The organism is bacterium, from assembly GCA_017744355.1.
In the GTDB taxonomy this organism is placed as follows: domain Bacteria; phylum Cyanobacteriota; class Sericytochromatia; order S15B-MN24; family UBA4093; genus JAGIBK01.
Window position 1 is genome coordinate 477,364 of sequence record JAGIBK010000002.1, and the last position, 17,473, is coordinate 494,836.

At 67.1% G+C, this 17,473-nt stretch carries 11 protein-coding genes; 8 read left to right on the forward strand and 3 right to left on the reverse strand.

Going from position 1 to position 17,473, the window contains the following annotated elements; genetic code table 11:
• Positions 1–48: 48 nt before the first annotated feature.
• Positions 49–1,947, reverse strand: a complete 1,899-nt coding sequence (locus J7643_07790; GenBank protein MBO9540475.1) for a hypothetical protein — start codon at positions 1,945–1,947, stop codon at positions 49–51.
• Between the two features lie 288 nt (positions 1,948–2,235).
• Between J7643_07790 and J7643_07795 the strand changes: the two genes are divergently transcribed.
• The 3 genes from J7643_07795 (at position 2,236) to J7643_07805 (ending at position 11,196) form a co-directional block, all read left to right on the forward strand.
• Positions 2,236–3,933, forward strand: coding sequence for a DUF885 domain-containing protein (locus J7643_07795; protein MBO9540476.1), 1,698 nt, complete (start codon positions 2,236–2,238; stop codon positions 3,931–3,933).
• A gap of 426 nt (positions 3,934–4,359) precedes the next feature.
• The gene (locus J7643_07800) at positions 4,360–7,752 is read left to right on the forward strand and encodes an IPT/TIG domain-containing protein (GenBank protein MBO9540477.1); all 3,393 of its coding nucleotides are present in this window, start codon (positions 4,360–4,362) and stop codon (positions 7,750–7,752) included.
• Between the two features lie 30 nt (positions 7,753–7,782).
• Positions 7,783–11,196 carry an IPT/TIG domain-containing protein gene (locus J7643_07805; GenBank protein MBO9540478.1) on the forward strand — a complete coding sequence of 1,138 codons (3,414 nt, stop codon included), beginning with the start codon at positions 7,783–7,785 and terminating at the stop codon, positions 11,194–11,196.
• A 12-nt stretch (positions 11,197–11,208) separates the two neighbouring features.
• Here J7643_07805 and J7643_07810 read toward each other — a convergent pair whose 3' ends face one another.
• Complete coding sequence (locus tag J7643_07810; protein ID MBO9540479.1) at positions 11,209–11,766, reverse strand: hypothetical protein; 558 nt, start codon at positions 11,764–11,766, stop codon at positions 11,209–11,211.
• A 91-nt stretch (positions 11,767–11,857) separates the two neighbouring features.
• Positions 11,858–13,108, reverse strand: a complete 1,251-nt coding sequence (locus tag J7643_07815; GenBank protein MBO9540480.1) for a small-conductance mechanosensitive channel — start codon at positions 13,106–13,108, stop codon at positions 11,858–11,860.
• A 267-nt stretch (positions 13,109–13,375) separates the two neighbouring features.
• On the opposite strand from J7643_07815, the gene J7643_07820 reads away from it, so the two are divergent.
• From J7643_07820 to J7643_07840, 5 genes are all read left to right on the forward strand, one after another.
• Positions 13,376–13,885, forward strand: coding sequence for a DUF421 domain-containing protein (locus tag J7643_07820; GenBank protein MBO9540481.1), 510 nt, complete (start codon positions 13,376–13,378; stop codon positions 13,883–13,885).
• Positions 13,886–13,996: 111 nt separating this feature from the next.
• Entirely contained in the window at positions 13,997–14,560 is a 564-nt protein-coding gene (locus J7643_07825; GenBank protein ID MBO9540482.1) for a TetR/AcrR family transcriptional regulator, read from the forward strand.
• Between the two features lie 28 nt (positions 14,561–14,588).
• Positions 14,589–15,824, forward strand: a complete 1,236-nt coding sequence (locus tag J7643_07830; protein MBO9540483.1) for an HlyD family efflux transporter periplasmic adaptor subunit — start codon at positions 14,589–14,591, stop codon at positions 15,822–15,824.
• A complete protein-coding gene (locus tag J7643_07835) occupies positions 15,821–17,017 on the forward strand; it encodes an ABC transporter permease (GenBank protein ID MBO9540484.1) in 1,197 nt (398 codons plus the stop codon). Before J7643_07830 ends, J7643_07835 begins: the two co-directional genes overlap by 4 nt.
• Positions 17,018–17,033: 16 nt before the next feature.
• The gene (locus J7643_07840; GenBank protein ID MBO9540485.1) at positions 17,034–17,462 is read left to right on the forward strand and encodes a hypothetical protein; all 429 of its coding nucleotides are present in this window, start codon (positions 17,034–17,036) and stop codon (positions 17,460–17,462) included.
• The last annotated feature ends 11 nt before the right edge of the window (positions 17,463–17,473 follow it).

Here is a 17,473-nt window from a genome sequence, read left to right on the forward strand (position 1 = left end):
AAACGCTCGAAGCCCCGCCCATCTGGGCGGGGCTTCGAGCGTTTGGCCTCAGTCCGCCACGGCTTGCCGGGCGTCCGAAACGAGCGAGGGCCAGAGATCGATCATCGCGCTCTCGAACTCGGCCAGGAACCGCGCGAGGAACGACCCGTCGGCCATGGCCTCGGCCGAGAAGGGGTTCATGATGGTGGTGCGCAGCACGGTGACGCTGCCCTCCGGCGCGAGCGCGGCGACCAGGTCGCTGCCGAGCCTTGCTTCGAGGCCATGGCGATAGGCGTTGATGCCGAGGTCCGTCTTGGAGAGGACGAACTCGTGGCTGAACACCCGGCGCTCGATGTCGATGGCGAAGCGCTTGTAGAGCGCCTCGTTGAAGCGGTTCAGCTCGGCGCCCGAGCACGCCTCGGGCGGCAACGCGAGGAAGGTGACGACGTTCAGGTCGGGGGCGTTGAGTGGCACGATCCGGTAGCCGTGCCGGGACTCGAAGGCCCTCAGGCCCTCGTAGAGCTGGTGGGCGCATTCCACGCTCTTGCTGATCAAGCTGCCGTAACCGGTGGTGTCGAGGGGCAGGACCCGGTGGCTGAGCCAGACGGCCGCGGCCGCGGCCCCCGGCTTCGAGCCTTCGAGGATGTACTTGCCGATGGTCGTCGGCGAGGTGACGGGCGTCTCGTGGAAGACGTAGGGGGCGCTGACCGAGAGGAACTCGCGGATCCGCGAATCCCGGAACACCACCGCGCCGGCCGGGTAGGGGATGTAGCCCAGCTTGTGGGGGTCGATGGTGATGGAGTCGGTCTCTTCGAGGGCCTTGAAGCTCGCGAACAGCTCAGGAGTGTCGCCCTCGTCCACCCATTCGCCCTGCGGGCTGCGGAACATGGCCGCGGCGTAGCCGCCGTAGGCCCCGTCGATGTGGCAGTAGCAGTGCAGGCCCTGCTCTTCGGCGATCGCGCGCACGGCAAGGAGCCGGTCGAGCGCATCCACCGAGCCGGTCTCGGTCGAGCCCAGCACCGAGATCAGGGCGAGGACGGGCACCTGCCGCTTGCTCAGGTCGTCGAGCACCGCTCCCAGCCCCGCCGGGTCGATGCGGTAGGCCTCGTCCAGCGGCAATTCGAGCAGTTGTCCCTGCCCGAGCCCCAGGAGGTTGGCGGTCTTGACCCAGGAGTAGTGCTTGGTGCCCGGCACCAGCATGACCGGGGCGGGCAAGGGAGCGCCGTAGGCCGTCTCGAAGTGGCGGTGGAACTGCAGGTAACCCTGGTTTCCGATCACGGTGGCTTCGAGCAGGGCCGCCGCCTCCGGGTCTTGCGCGAGCGCGTCGCGCAAATCCAGGATGCTCGACGTCCTGAGGTTCATCAGCTGCCATGGGGTCAGCTGCCCCAGGCGGGCCTCCTGGCCGTTGGCGAGGACGACCGCCGGGCCCTCGATCCCCAGCTCGTTGACGACGAGCCACGCGGCGGCCGGGAAGTACTTCACGGCGCGAACGGCCCAGAGCGCTTCCAGGTTGGCGACGGAGCCGCCGGAGGCCAGGTGCCCCCAGGTGTCGGAGCCGTAGCCCACCAGATTGCCGAGCTGGCGCCCGACGTCCAGCTCCAGCTGGGTGGTGACCGGCGAGGCCTCGCCCGAGACGTTGTTGGGGTTGTACAGCATGGCGGCGAAGTAGCCGACCAGCGAGGCCATCGTCACGTCGCTCGTCATGTGCGCCAGGTAGCGCGGGCTGAAGAGGGGAGCGCCCTGCTTGAGCCGCGACAAGAGGGAGTAGAGCTCCTGGCGCAGGCGGATCAGCGAGTCGTCGAAGGCGGGGGTGCCGCGATCGCTCTGGCGAATGCTCGGCGCGTCCTCCGGGTGGAAGTTGCGGCGCCAGAAGACGTGGTCGCGCAGGGCTTCGAGCATGAAGCTTTCGAGGATGTCCGCGTTCTCGGCGGCGGGACCGAGGAATAAGGAACCGATAGGCAGGGCCATATCAAACGATCTCCCGGGTATTGGCTGGTGCAAATACGCTGAGCGTACCCATCGAACGGCGCGCGCTCAATGAGGTGCCTCATTCTGCAGAGGATACCGCCACGCCAAGGCCTTCGACGTCCGTAAGTTCCACCGTATGTCCGTGCTTGCCTCGGTGCTCGTCGGGGCATAATGAAACGAACGTGCCATTCATCGACGAAAGGATTGCATCACGTGAGGATCTCCAAGTTTCTGCTGGCGGGCCTCCTGGGCCTTGGGGCCATCCAGGCCCCTTCGCCCGTTTCGGCCATGCAGGTCGCTCAGCGCGAGAACGCCCTTCATCGCCTGTTCGCATCCGAGTGGGACTACGCCATGGCTCAGGATCCGCTCTGGGCCTCGTCGCTCGGTGATTACCGCTTCAACGATCGCTGGCGGGACCTGAGCCCGGCGGCCAGGACCGGCCGCGCGCGCCACTACGCGGACACGCTCAAGCGCCTCTCGGCCATCGACCGCAGCAAGCTTTCGAGCGACGACCAGCTCAACTACGACCTCTTCCAGCGCGAGATTTCGCTGCTCGCCGAAGAGGCGGCCCTCGGCGCGGATCGGATGCCGCTGAGCCACAAGGAAGGCATCCACATCGCCCACGACGTGGTGGACTTCCTGCGCTTCGAGACGGTCAAGGACTACGAGGACTGGATCGCCCGGATGCGCACCTTCCCGCGGTACATGGACCAAACCCTTGCCCTGATGCGCGAAGGCAAGGCAGCGGGCCTCCTGCCGCCCCGGGCGATCCTGAGCCGGATTCCCTCCCAGCTCAAGCTCCAGATGCCCGCCAACCCTGAGGACAGCCCCTTCTACAAGCCCTTCGCCAAGATGGCCGCGGGCATCCCCGCCGCCGAGCAGGAGCGCCTGCGCGCCCAGGCGCGCGAGGCCATCACGGCCCAGGTCATCCCCGCCTTCCACGCGTTCGACGTCTACTTCTCGGGCGAGTACCTGCCCGCGAGTCCCGAGAAGGTGGGCCTGCGCAACCTTCCGAACGGCGAGAAGCTTTACGCCTTCTACGCGCGCTACTACACCAGCACCGAGCTGTCCCCCTCGGCCATCCATCGCCTGGGGCTCTCCGAGGTCGCCCGCATCCGGCGCGAGATGGAAGGGGTCATGGCCCAGGTCGGCTTCAAGGGCACCCTGAACGCCTTCTTCGCCCATCTCAAGGATCAGAAGCAGTACTTCCGCGCCGACGCGGACGCGCTCCTGATGGAGTACCGCGCCCTCTCGCGCCGGATCGACCCGCTCTTGCCCAAGCTCTTCAAGAACCTGCCGCGTGCCCCGTACGCGGTCGAGGCGGTGCCGGCCGAGCTTGCGCCCAACTCGAGCGCGGCCTACTACATGGGACCGGCCGCCGACGGCTCGCGCCCCGGTACCTTTTACGTGAACCTGTACCGCTCGGAAGAGCGTCCCACCTACGAGATGACCCCGCTCGCCCTCCACGAGACCGTGCCGGGCCACCACCTCCAGATTGCGCTGGCTCAGGAGCAGAGCGAGCTGCCCGCGTTCCGCCGCTACGGCGGTTACACGGCCTTCATCGAGGGCTGGGGGCTGTACTCCGAGTCGCTCGGTCACGAGCTGGGCCTTTTCGAGGATCCCTACGTCCGGTTCGGCAAGCTGAACATGGAGATGCGCCGCGCCCTGCGCCTGGTGCTCGACACCGGCCTGCACCACGAAGGCTGGGATCGCCAGAAGGCCATCAAGTTCTTCCTCGAAAACGCGGCCAAGACCGAGCTCGAAGCGACCAACGAGGTGGACCGCTACCTGGGCAAGCCCGGCCAGGCCCTTTCGTACAAGGTGGGCGAGCTGAAGATCCAGGAGCTGCGGGCACGGGCAAGCGCCAAGCTCGGCAGCAAGTTTGATATCCGCGAGTTCCACGACGTGATCCTGCGCCAGGGAGCCCTGCCGCTGGACGTTCTCGAGAAGCGCGTCGACGCCTGGATCCAGGCGAGCAAGAAGTAACGGACCCGAACAGCAACTAGACGCAAAGCGGGCGTTGATCCCAAGAAGGGGATCAACGCCCGCTTTGCTTCTGATGCGGAATAAAACCTTATATTTGATGTTCTTGTATTTAGTGGGGATAGTGTCCGACATCTGAGATGTTTGGCTTAATTCCTGGATTAGTGGCGGATCTATGGTCGATTTCTCTTATTCTTAGGGGGTTAGCCCCCTTCTTTTAATCGCATAGTGTTGTGGATAATATGCTCGGGTACATGCTTAATTACCGAATAACTGCCCGTGTTAAGCGGTTGTTTTGATTTGATTGGCTATGTTCCTGGAATGTGGAATGCGGTTGGAAGAAGGCGCGGTAACGCGCTTTTTGCTGCCTGAATGAGCGAGGTTTGGTACGAAATGAGCGCCTCAGCGGCTAGAAGGCTCATCGTCGCCTTGCACACGCGCTTTCTGCGCGTTTGCCTGATCGTGCTCTGTCTCGTCGCTCAGACTGCTTGCTTTTTTCCGGTCGCGGCGCCGCGCGCACTCGGCGGCAACGGCGAGACTTCCGCCACCACGAATAGCGTGCCCCCTCTCTCGGGCCGAATCGCCTTTTCGCGCGGGTATGGCACCCAGGCCGACCTGGAGGACGTGGCGGTCGGAGCGACCGTCTCGCTCATCAACACGGGGACCAACCAGACGGACGCGACGAGCGTGACGGACGAGAAGGGGCGCTTCGTGCTCAGCTTCGGGAGCAAGTTCAAGCCCGAACGCACCGCGCTCTACTACCTGGAGGCCTCCAAGGGCCTGGGGGGCAACCTGCCCGGCAACAACGCCGCGCGCGTCAGGACCCTCGTCAAGTTTTCCGGTGGCTGGACCAGCCTGACCAACGCGACACCCGGGGGCGGGATCGTCCTGGATCCCGTGACGACGGCCGTCTCGATCGGCGCAGCCCTGCGCAACGGCAACCCGGCGCGCTTCGATTTCGCCACCTTGATCGGAGCGGTGACCCCAGGCCTGCCGAGTCGCTACGCTCCGGTCTCGGGTCTCTCGGAGGCGGACTGCACGGCCATCCTGGTGCTGGTCGAGCAGGCCCTCGGCCTCGATCGGGATCCGACGGCAGGGGTTGCGCTCGAGCTCGATGAGTGGGTCGAGGCCACCCAGAACAACGCGCGCCTCTTCGTCTCGGCGCTCACGCCGAGCAGCGGCAGCGTCAACACGGACGTCACGGTCACCGGCACGGGCTTCAGCCCGACCCCTTCCAACAACGTGCTCAGGTTCAACGGGACACCGGCCGGTGTGGTCGCTTCGAGCGCAACGAGCATGCGTACCTCCGTGCCCGCCGGTGCCACCTCGGGACAGACCAGCGTGCAAGTGGGCGCGCGGCTGCAACTGGGCCCGATCTTTTCGGTCGAGGTGCGTCCTGCTTCCTTCATCCCCACGAGCGGCAGCGCCGGGACTGTCGTGACCATCACCGGCACGGGCTTCGACACGGGGATTCTCGCCAACAATGCGGTGACCTTCAGCGGGGTGGCGGCGACCGTCACTTCGGCGACGGCGACGAGCCTCACCGCCACCGTGCCGACGGCTGCGGTGAGCGGCCCGATCGCCGTCTCGGTCAACGGCAATGCGCAAACGATCGACGGTAACTTCACGGTGCCCGTCAGCGTCGCGAGCTTCGCGCCGGCCTCAGGGGGGCCCGGGCAAACCGTGGTGCTCACGGGTGCGGGCTTCAGCAGCACGCCGGCCGATAACCTCGTCACCTTCAACGGCGTCGCGGCGACGGTCGTCAGCGCCACCCCGACGAGCCTGCAGGTCCAGGTCCCCGTGGGGGCGACGTCTGGGCCTGTCTCGGTGATGGTCAAGGGCCAGCGAGGCACGACTGCGGCCTCGTTCCTGGTGGGAGCCGCCCTGCGTGCCAACGCGGTGATCCAGACGATCGCCGGCTCGAGCCCCTTGGCGCCGCCGCCTGGGGTCAAGGCCCTGGACTGGAGCCTGCCGCCGCTTGACGGGAAGATGGCCTGCGATGCTGCGGGCAACTTCTACTTCATCGGGAACGCCAGGGTCTGGAAGGTCACGACGAGCGGGACGCTTTCGCTGGTGGCCGGTGGCGGCGCCACCCTGGGAGACGGAGGCCCTGCCACCAACGCCCTGCTCAATAATCCGAAGGGCCTGGCCCTCGATGCCGCCGGCGCGCTTTATATCGCCGATACCGGCCACAATCGGATTCGCAAGGTCAGTGGCGGGCTCATCACCACCGTCGCAGGCGGGGGGAGCGGTTTCGGGGACGGAGGGCCCGCGACCGCCGCCCTGCTCAGCAACCCGAACGGGATCGCCCTGGATGCCGAGGGGACGCTCTACATCGCCGACACCAACAACAGCCGGATCCGGAAGGTCAGCGACGGGATCATTTCCACGATCGCAGGCAACGGTAACTTTGGCGCCACCGGCGACGGAGGACCACCCGCGAACGCGGTGCTCGGCTACCCCTTCGGCGTGGCCGTCGATGCGACGGGGGCGATCTATGTCGCCGACACCTACAACAACCGAATCCGCAAGATCAGCTCCGGCGTCATCACCACCGTCGCTGGCGGCGGGAGCGGTCTCGGGGACGGCGGGCCCGCCACCGGCGCGCAGTTGGCCTTCCCCCAGGCCATCGAGGTCGATGCGGCGGGCGCGTTCTACGTGGCTGATACCAACAACAGCCGGATCCGCAAGGTCAGCGGCGGGATCATCACCACCGTCGCCGGCGGAGGCAGCGCCAGCGACGATGGAGGGCCCGCGACCGGCGCCCAGCTCAGCAGTCCGCATGGGATCGCGCTGGATGCCACTGGGACGCTCTACCTGGTCGATTCGAACAGAAAGCGGATCCGCAAGGTGGTCGCTGGGACCATCACGACGGCTGCCGGCAACGGCTTTGCCTCGTTCGCGGGCGATGGAGGGCCTGCGACCGCCGCCCTCTTCTCAGCTCCCTACAGCGTGGCGGTCGACCCGCAGGGCACGGTCTATGTCGCCGAGCTTCAGAACAACCGCGTCCGCATGATCCGCGAAGGCATCGTGACCACCGTGGCCGGCGGCGGGAGCGCCACGGGAGACGGCGGACCGGCTACCGAAGCGTTGCTCAACGGCCCCTTCGGGGTCGCCCTGGGGCCGGACGGCAGCCTCTACATCTCGGAAGCGTACGGCAACAAGGTTCGGAAGGTGACCACCGGCATCATCACCACGGTCGCGGGCGGCGGGGGCACCCTTGGCGATGATGGGCCCGCGATCAACGCGAAGCTCGCCATGCCCGCAGGCCTGGCAGTGGACGCTTCGGGCAGTCTCTACGTCGCTGATACCGGTCAGCACCGGATTCGCAAGGTGAGCGGCGGGATCATCACCACCGTCGCAGGCGGTGGCAGCATCCTCGGCGACGAGGGGCCCGCCACCAGCGCCAAGCTCAATTCACCGTACGGGGTCGCGCTGGATGCGGTGGGCAATCTCTACATCGCCGACACCAGCCATTCGCGCATTCGGAAGGTGAGCACCGGCATCATCACCACCGTGGCGGGCGGCGGTAGCACGCTCGGCGACGGCGGGCCCGGCACCAGCGCCCAGGTCCTTACGCCCTACTCGGTGGCCGTGGACCCGCTGGGGACCCTCTACATCGCCGACACCAGCAACTACCGGATCCGCAAGCTCAGCAGCGGCACCATCACGACGGTGGCAGGGAGCGGAGCTCCGGGGCCCACCGGCGACGGGGGCCTTGCGACCAGTGCTCAGTTCTTTCCCGTGGGCCTCGCGGTCGACTCGGCCGGATCCTTGTACATCGCCGATGGGCAAGCGGGCCGCATCCGGAAAGTGTATTGAGCCTTGCGCTCGACTGGAAAGAGGCTCCCCATGCACCTGATGCGTCTGCCATTCGTTCTCGCCCTCGCCCTGATGCTGGCGGCTTGCCGCTTGCCGTCTTCCTCGGTCGCGCCGATGCCGAGCGGGCCGGAAAAGACCCAGGTCGAGGCGGAGGCCGTGCGCGAGTTGACGGGGAAGGTCGCTTTCCCTCGCGCACTGCGCCCCCAGGCGACCCTGGAGGAGGTGGCGGCCGGTGCCACGGTCTCGCTCATCAGCACGGGGACCAATCAGACCATCGCCACCACGGTCACCGATAGCGCGGGACGCTTCATCCTGACCTTCCGGAGCGCTTTCAAGCCCGATCCGGGCACCGTGTACTACCTGGAGGCTTCCAAGGGCTTGCGCGACAACTCGCCGAGCCTGCCCCTGGTCAGGGTCCGCACCCTCGCGAAGTACGTGAACGGCAAGTGGGCGACCATGACCCGCGACGAGATCCTCCTCGACGAGACGACCACCGCTCTTTCCATCGGCAGCGCCTTGCGCAACGGCAACCCCGCCCCGTTCGACTTCGCCTCGCTCATCGGGGCGGTCCAGATAGGCTCGCCGAGCGTCTACGTGCCCGTTCCGGGCCTCTCCGCGTCGGATTGCGACGCGATCCGGACGATCGTGAACCAGGCGCTCGTTGCGGATCGCGATCCCATGGCCTCCGTGGTGCTGGATAACGGGGTAAACGCCTGGGTGGCGGCGAACCAGGGCCAGCCGGACCTGATGGTCACCGTTTTCACCCCTGGCACCGGCGGGGTGGGGACGCCCGTCACCGTGAAGGGGACGGGCTTTCGAACCACCGCTTCCAACAACGTCGTCAGGTTCAACGGGACGCCCGCGACCGTGACGAGCGCGACCATCACCAGCCTGAGCACGGCGGTGCCGCCCGGGGCCACGTCGGGGCCGACCAGCGTTCAGGTGGGGAATGCGATCTACCTCGGGCCGCTCTTCTCGGTCGACGTCGTGCTCTCGAGCTTTGCGCCGACCAGCGGTTCCGCCGGGACCGTGGTCACCATTGACGGCTCGGGCTTCGATCCGAGCGCGCTCGCGAACAACCGGGTCTTCTTCGGAAGCATCCCTGCGACCGTTACGGCTGCGACCGCGACCCGCTTGACCACCGTCGTGCCGAGCAACGCGACGAGCGGCGCCATCACCGTCGTCGTCAGCGGCAACGCGAAGCAGAGCGCGACGAGTTTCACGGTGCCGGTGGTCATCTCGAGCTTCGTGCCCACCGCGGGCACGCCCGGGACCCAGGTCACCATTTCGGGCTCGGGGTTCGGAACCGTCGCCGGGGCGATTTCGGTCAAGATTAACAACCAAGCTGTGACGCTTCTGGCGGCCGCTCCGAACAGCTTGACCGTCCAGCTCGGCTCAGCGATGACGACCGGCACGGGACCCGTTGCGGTCACGGCCAATGGTCAATCCGCGACGAGCGCAGCGAGCTTTGGCGTCTTCAACGGAATTGCCTCAAGCGCTCTCATCCAGACCATCGCCGGCCGGAACGCCCCGACCGACGGCACCCTCGCGACGCTCTGGAGCCTGCGCACTCCCAGCCACGTCGCGTGCGATGCGGCGGGCAACGTGTATCTCAGCATCCGGAACGCCGTCTACCGGGTAAGCCCCGGGGGCGCCTTCACCCGCATGGCGGGGGGCGAGTACCCCGGCTACTCGGGCGACGGCGGACCCGCCACCAGCGCCCGCCTCAACAGTCCGCACGGCGTTGCCCTGGACGCCTCGGGGAACCTCTACATCGCGGATCGGCTCAATCATCGCATTCGCAAGGTCAGCGCCGGGACCATCACCACCGTGGCGGGGAACGGCAACTGGGGCTTTTCCGGTGACAACGGCTCGCCCCTGAGCGCCAAGCTGGATAGCCCCGAAGGCGTCGTGCTGGACGCTTCGGGCACCCTCTACATCGCTGATTCCAGCAACTTCCGGGTCCGCAAGGTCAGCGGGGGGCTCATCACGACCGTCGCAGGCAACGGTGCCTCGGCTTACTCGGGCGAGGGAGTGGCGACGAGCGTGGCGATTTCGCCCCCACGCTACATCGCCCTGGACGCCTCGGGCAACCTCTACATCGCCGATACCGACAACCATCGGGTGCGCAAGGTGGACACTTCGGGCACCATCAGCACCGTGGCGGGGGACGGCAATCGGGGCTTTTCGGGGGACAGCGGCAGCGCTACGAGCGCCCGTCTCGATAGCCCGCGGGGGCTTGCGTTCGATGCCTCGGGGAACCTCTACATCACGGACTATTACAACGGTCGCATTCGGAAGGTCAGTGGCGGCGTCATCACCACGGTCGTAGGCAACGGGGGGGCCGCCTTCGGCGGGGATGGCGGCGCTGCGACGAGCGCGACGCTCCGCTACCCGAAAGCGATCGCGTTCGACCCTACAGGGAATCTCTACATCGCGGACAACGAGAACCATCGCATTCGCAAGGTCAGCGGGGGGATCATCTCGACGTTCGCCGGCAACGGCGCCCTGATCAGCGGGGACGGGGCGGCGGCGAGCGATGCCCAGTTCGGCGCGCCTGCCGGCCTTGCTTTGGACGCCTCGGGCAACCTGTACATGGCGGATTCCAGCCAGCATTGCATCCGAAAGATCACCGCTGCTGGCGTCATCACCACGATTGCAGGGGATGGCAACGCAGGCTTTTCTGGGGACGCTGGGCCGGCGACGAGCGCGAGGCTCAACAACCCGCATGCGCTTGTGTTGAATGGTGCGACCGCCCTCTACGTGGCCGACTCGGACAACCATCGCGTTCGCAAAATCGACCTGGCGAGCGGCATCATCACGACCGTCGCCGGCGGCGGCGCCACCCTGGGGGATGGCGGGGCGGCGACCGCCGCTCAGCTGAGCGGGCCGGTGGGGCTCGCCATTGACTCATCGGGCAACCTCTATGTCTCGGAGCCCGGGGCGGCACGTGTTCGGAAGATCACCTCGGGGAATGTCATCACGACCTTCGCGGGAGGCGGAGCCACGCTCGGCGACGGGGGGCCTGCGACCAGCGCGAACCTGTATCAGCCCCATGGGCTCGCGGTGACGCCGAGCGGGGAGCTGCTCATCGCGGATATGTGGAACCATCGGATCCGGAAGGTCAGCGGCGGCATCATCAGCACGATTGCAGGTGCGGGCGGCGGCGGAGACGGGGGGCCCGCGACGACGGCCGGCCTCTACTACCCGTCGAGCATCGCGCTGGACAGTTACGGGACGCTCTACATCGCCGAGGGCTACAAGATCCGGCGCGTCGACACGCTGAACGTCATCACGACCCTCGCAGGCGGGGCGGCGTTTGTCGACAACGTCTCGGCCATCGGCTCTTCGGTGGAGTGGACGACCCAGATCCTGGTCAACCAGGCAGGTAATGGGCTCTACCTGTTGGATGCCAACAACAGCCGCATCCGCCGCATCCAATAGCCAGGAGGGGGATCAGGCGGCTTGCTTCTCGAAGAGCCGCTTCACGACCCCTGCGAACATCAGACCTGCGGTGCCGATCACCGCGCCCACAGTGGCGCCGATGGGACCGCCCACCATGAAGCCCAGCCCGGCGCCGAGCATGGTCGTGCCCGGGGTGATGAGCAGCTTGCCTGCAAGCTTGAGGTTGAAGTTGTCGCCGGTCTCCTCGCCCTTGGCGCGGTGGGTGAAATGGTGGGCGAGCTGCTTGAGTCCGAGCAGGGTGCCGGGAGCCGAACCGCCTGCGGCCGCCCCGATGGCGGCTCCGACCGGGCCAGCCACGAGGAAGCCGAGGCCTGCGGCCACTACGCTTGCGATCGGCGAGAAGACCATGACGGGCACGAGGTTCGTCAAGTCGTCCCAGCCCCCGTTGTGGGCGGGCTGCGGGGTGCGGGTCGAGCGCATGCTCTGGTTCGAGAGCGTGAGCTGATCAGCCGCCATGCCGGGTGTTGCAGCGACGGGGCGAGCGGGCTGCGGCGCCGGGGTGGGGTTTAGCTTGGGCTGGTAGCTGGCCCCTTGGAGCGAAGTGATCATGGGCTTACCTCTTGGAGCGTCAGACGTGCCGGACTCCCATGATCATCGCTTTCAAGGGGCAGATTCTTGCGTTCTGGATGAAAAAAGGCTCCTAGCCGGCTTTTGCCGGCAGGTTCTCGGATGATGTGGCCGCCTGGACGGCCGCCATGACCTCCTGGTGGGCGAAGTCCGGCTCCAGGTCGACCAGGTGCGCGATCGCCACCCACACCACCCAGACCAGGAGCCCGAAGCAGAGGTAGCCGAAGTACCCGAGCAAGGGCATCTCCGAGAAGAGGTGGATGACGTTCACGTAGGGCACGTCGTAGCCCCAGAAGTTGGGGTTCGACGGGACGCCGTTGCGAAAGGCCTGGCTGCCGTAGTTCCAGACCTCCCAGCACAAGCCGTTCAAGAGGGTCGCAAGCGCCATGACGCTGAAGCGGGACCAATCGCCCTGGGCCATGGCATCGAAGGGGGTCCAGAAGCCCGCCACCTTGAGCCCGCCCATGATGACCAGCAGCGAGCCGACCCAGAGCGCCCAGAACATGGGGTAGGGGAAGCGCCCCATGAGGAACAGGAGCGCGAGGCCCGTCATGAGGCTCGCCGCCATCAGGCCGCGCGAGAGGGCGATCTTCGGGCCATCGGCCCAGCGCCGGCGAATGGCCGGGAAGGTCATGAGCAGCATGTACCACTCGAAGCAGGCCGGCCAGATCGTCGTGTAGGAGAGGGTGTACCAGACGACGTTGCCGAACGGCGTCAGCAGGTGCGCGTGGGGGTAGTACCAGTTGCCGAGCGCGAAGTAGTTGAGGTACTCGAACAGGTACCAGCCCACCACCGAGACGAGCGCCAGGATGAGCATCTCGTGCTTGCGCGAGCCGACGATGGAGCGCCCGTTCGTGCGGGCGTAGACCAGGCCGTCGAGCGCGTAGATGAAGCCCCACCAGAGGGGCACGAAGCTAAAGCGCGCAAGCAGTCCCGACCCGAACCACATCAGGCCCCAGCTGACCCCCATGACCGCCACGCCCGGAGCGAACCAGGCAGGGAGCGGACCGGCCTTCGCTGGGGCGACCCGCACCGGCGCCTTGAAGCCGAAGAGGCGCGGCGCCCCCAGGTACAGGCACAGTCCGAGGGCGACCAGGGAGAAGACCACGAGGTACCGGGTGTCGAGCCCGGGCGGCGGTGCGACCCTAGGCGGCGGAAAGGCGCCGTAGCCCGGGGGAAGGCCCTTCCAGCGCAGCAAGCTGCCGCCCAGGGGCAAGAAGGCCACCAAGAACAGGCAAGCGAGCAGGAAGGGTTTGCGGAGGATCGCCGGGAAAGCCAACGAAGCGGCGGGTTTGAGCGTGGTGATCGGGTTGGTGACGTTCATGCGCGGGCCCTCATGTGCGTCGATGGGTGCATGATCTATTCATTGTCATATGATGCAAAATATTACATATCTTTTCAAGGCGTCCTGCCTGGCGATCCCGCCTGCGCTCGCCTCGAAATGATGCTCAGATGCCCTTCGCACGCTCAGCTTGACGGGGGTAGGCTCGTCCAATCCGAGCAAGAGAACCGACGATTTGCCCTAGCCTTGTGCGGGGCCCGCCGGGCACGATCCGGATGCCCGGCAAGGGGAGCGCGGATGGAGGCAGGGATGGAGTTCGTGTATGGGGGCTTGGCACCGCTGCTGCGTATCATCCTCGTCGGCACGCTTTCTTATCTGAGTCTGCTGGTCATCCTCCACGTCACCGGGCAGCGATCGCTGGGCCGGATGCAGACCTTCGATGTGATCGTCGCAGTGGCGATGGGTGCGACCTTCGGGCGGCTGTTGACCGCCAAGGAGGTCGAGCTCGACGAGGCGATTACCGCCTTCTTGCTACTCGCCGCCCTGCACTATTCGGTCTCTCGGCTGACGTACCGCTTCCCGCGCCTTGCCGCCGCGCTGACGACCAAGCCCCTCTTGCTCTATCGCGAGGGCTTCATCCGCTCGGCCATGGATCGCCAGTGCATCACCGAGCAGGAGCTGCTCGCCGCCGCTCGCAAAAGCGGCCTAAAGTCACTGCGCCAGGTTGAGGCGATTGTCCTTGAAACGGACGGCACCCTCGCGGTGATCCGCCGTGCGCCCGAGTACGACGACTCGACCCTGCGCGGCCTCGAGGGCTAGCCGGCCTTCTTTCGCTCGGGTGTTACGTTTCGTGAAAGCGGCTTGACTACCTAACTTAGTTAGATTTATCGTCCTCTTTGTACTGACCAGTCAGTTCAAAGAGAGGCTGTCATGACCAAGGACAAGATTCGCGCCGGAGCGCTCGCCATGTTCGCCCAGCGGGGCTACGACGAGACGACCCTGGACGAGATCGCCGAGGCGGCCGGTGTCGCCAAGGGTACGCTCTACTACCACTTCAAGAACAAGGAAGCGCTCTACGCCTACGTGCTCTCGCAGGGCCTGGCGGACTTGACGGAGGCGATCGCGCAGGCGGTCTCGTTCGAGGGCCTCTTGCCCCTCGAACGCGTCGCGGCCCTGCACGAGGCCCTCTTCCGGGTGCTGGCGCGCGAGCGGGACTTCTGCCGGGTGCTGCTCGCCTCCGCTTCCAATCGCCAGACGCACACCGAGGCGGCCTGGAGCCACCTGGGCCCTTTCTTCGCTTTCCTCGAAAAGACGCTCGCCGAGTTGCAGGCCCAAGGGGCGATCGCAGCCGAGCTGGACATCCCGACGGCGGCCTCGGCCACCTTCGGGATGATCGGGATGGTCGTGCTGCGCAAGCACTTCCGGGGCGAGGAGGTCGACGTGGAGCCGACGCGCGGCACCGTTCTTCGCATGGAGCGCCTGGCGCTCGGTTAATCCCCACACGGAACGAGAGGACACGATGATGGAACAAGAAACGGGAATCGAACGCCACGAGCCACCCACGCAGGCCGAGCGCAGCCGCACCCGGCGTGGAGTCATCGCCTTCGCGGGGGTGGCCCTCGCCTTCAGCGTCGCGCTCGGCTTCGCCCAGGCGACCCAGTCCCACACCACCCAGGGACCGGCCTTGACGGGGGTGGTCGAGGGCACCGAGATCGATCTGGCCTTCAAGCTGCCCGGCCGGGTGGCGGCCGTGACCGTCCGCGAGGGGGACACCCTCAAGGCAGGCCAGGAGGTGGCCCGCCTGACCTCCGAGGAGGTCCAGGCCAAGCTCGAGCAGGCCGAGGGGGCCTACGCCCTCGCCGAGGTCCGCGCGGCCCAGGCGCGGCAGGGCGTCTCTCTGATGGACGGCGCGAGCAGCGCCCAGGTCCACCAGGCGCAGGCGGCCGTCCAGGCGGCGAACGCGCAGCTCGACGCCATGCGCAACGGGGCGCGCCCCGAAGAGGTGGCCCAGCTCGAAGCGAAGCTCAGGGCCTCCAAGACCGGCGAGAGCGCCGCGCGGGTCGCCTACGAGGGCATCAAGGAGCTCTATCAGGCGGGTGGGGTGGCCAAGGCCAAGCACGACGAGGCCCTCGCCCAGTACGACAAGCTGCGCGCCGAGCGCGAGGCGACCGAGGAGCAGCTGCGGATGGCCCGCAAGGGCGCTCGCCAGGAGCAGCTCTCGGCCTCGCGGGCCCAGGTCGCGCAGGCGTCCGCCGTCTACGACCAGGCCATGGCGAACCGGGTCCAGGTCTCGCTCAAGGCCCTCGACGTGGCCGCCGCCGAGGCCGGCATGAAGCAGGCCAAGGGCCTGGTGGACGAGGCGCAGGCCGCGCTTCGGAACACCCACCTCTTCGCGCCGGTGGACGGGGTGGTCAAGACCGTGGCGATCAACCCAGGCGAGCTGGTGCCGCAGGGCGGGCTGGTGGTAACGGTCGAGGACGTGCGCGCGCGCTACGTGAAGTTCTACGTGGACGAGCAGCGCCTTGCGGGCATCCGCGCCGGCGAGCGGCAAGAGCTCTACGTGCCTGCCATGGACCGACGGGTCGCCGCCAAGGTCCTCGCCGTCTCGCCCTCGGCCGATTTCGCGGTCCGCAAGGCGACCCGCGAGCTGGGCGAGCGCGACGTGCGGGCCTTCACCGTCAAGCTGCGCGTCGAAGAGCCCGAGCTGCTGCCCGGCTACACGGTCGAGTGGCAGCCCCGGAAGGAGAAGGTCTCATGAGCGCCTCTCAAGCCTTCGTCCGGGTCTTCGGGCGCGAGTGGCGCACGATCTTCAAAGACAAGACGATCCGCAACGTCATGCTGATCGTGCCGGTCCTCTACTGCGCGATGTTCGGCTGGCTCTACAGCGCCCAGCGCGTGACGGATTTGCCCCTGGTGGTGGTCGATCAGGACCGGAGCGCCCTGAGCCGCGAGCTCGTGCGGGCCCTGGACCAGGACCAGACCTTCCGGGTGACGGCGCACCTGAGAAGCGAGGCCGAGGCCTTGGCCGAGATCGACGCGGCTCGGGCCGCGGTGGCGGTCGTCATCCCGCCTTCGCTCGAACAGGACGTGAAGCGTGGGCGCGAGGCGGCGGTCCTCACCCTGGTGGACGGCGCGAACATGATGGTCTCGAACACCGCCGTGCGCGCCGCCAACACCGACATCAAGACCATCTCGGCCGGCATCACCCTCAAGAAGCTCGCCGCGCGCGGCCAGTGGGGGAGCGTCGGCGAGCGCACCTTCACCGGGATCGACTACCGCTACCGGGTCCTCTTCAACCCGACCTTCTCGTACGCCGACTTCATGGTGCTGGGGCTGGTGGGGGCCGCGCTGCAGCAGGTGCTCTTGCTCGGGGTCGCCCTTGGTGCGACCCGCGAGAAGGAGGCGGGCACCTGGCATCAGACCCTCGAAACGACGCCCTTCTGGGCGCTGTGGCTCGGGAAGACCCTGCCCTACTGGCTCGTCACGATGACCATGACGGTCCTCTGCCTTTCGGTCGCCGTCTTCGGCTTCGGCCTGCCCGTTCACGGCCCCTTGTGGCCGGTGCTGCTGGTGAGCGGCGTCTTTTGCCTTGCGGTTGCCGCTCTCGGCTTGCTTATTTCCTTTGCCTTCTCGACCCAGCTGATGGCGACCCAGGTGGCGATGCTGATCGCCGTTCCCTCCTTCATGCTCTCGGGCTTCACCTGGCCGCAGATGGCCATGCCCCAGCCCCTCGCCGTCGTCTCCCAGCTACTGCCCTTGACCTACTACCTCCACGCCATCCGGGAGGTCGTCTCGAAGGGCCACGGGCTCGAATCGCTCGCCACGGATTTCGTGGCCTTGCTCGCCATGACGCTCGTTTCGCTCGTGGCGCTCGTGTGGTTGCGCGCGCGGGCCGTGGCGAAGGCGCCGGTACCGGATGCGCGCCTCGCACAGGCGAACGCGACGCTTTAGAAAGGACCTTTCCACAATGGAGATGAAGCACCTGGCGGTGGCCCTTGCAGCGGCCACGCTTCTTTCGGGCTGCGACTCCTTCGCGCAGCTCGTCGTCACCCCCAAAGAGAGCTCGCCGAGCGCTGCGATCGCAGCGACCCAGCTCGTGACGGCGGTCGGGGCGACCAATACCGTCTCGTACGTCTTTGCTCCCGGCGCCTTGCCGGCCGACATCCTCGCGGGGCAAGCCCCTGCCCTGGTGCTGAGCGGCAAACCCGCGCCCTTGAGCCTCGGCAAGGGCGGCACCTGGGTGGCGACCTTGCCCCCGTTGACCCAGCCGCCCGTCACGGACCCTGCCGGCCGCACCGTCATGCTTCTCCAGAGCAGCGCGGGCCGCCGCTACCTCTCGGTCACCGTCGCCAAGTCGGCCCCGATCGTCATCGGGCCCGCGACGGCGAGCCTTTAAGGAGACGTTCC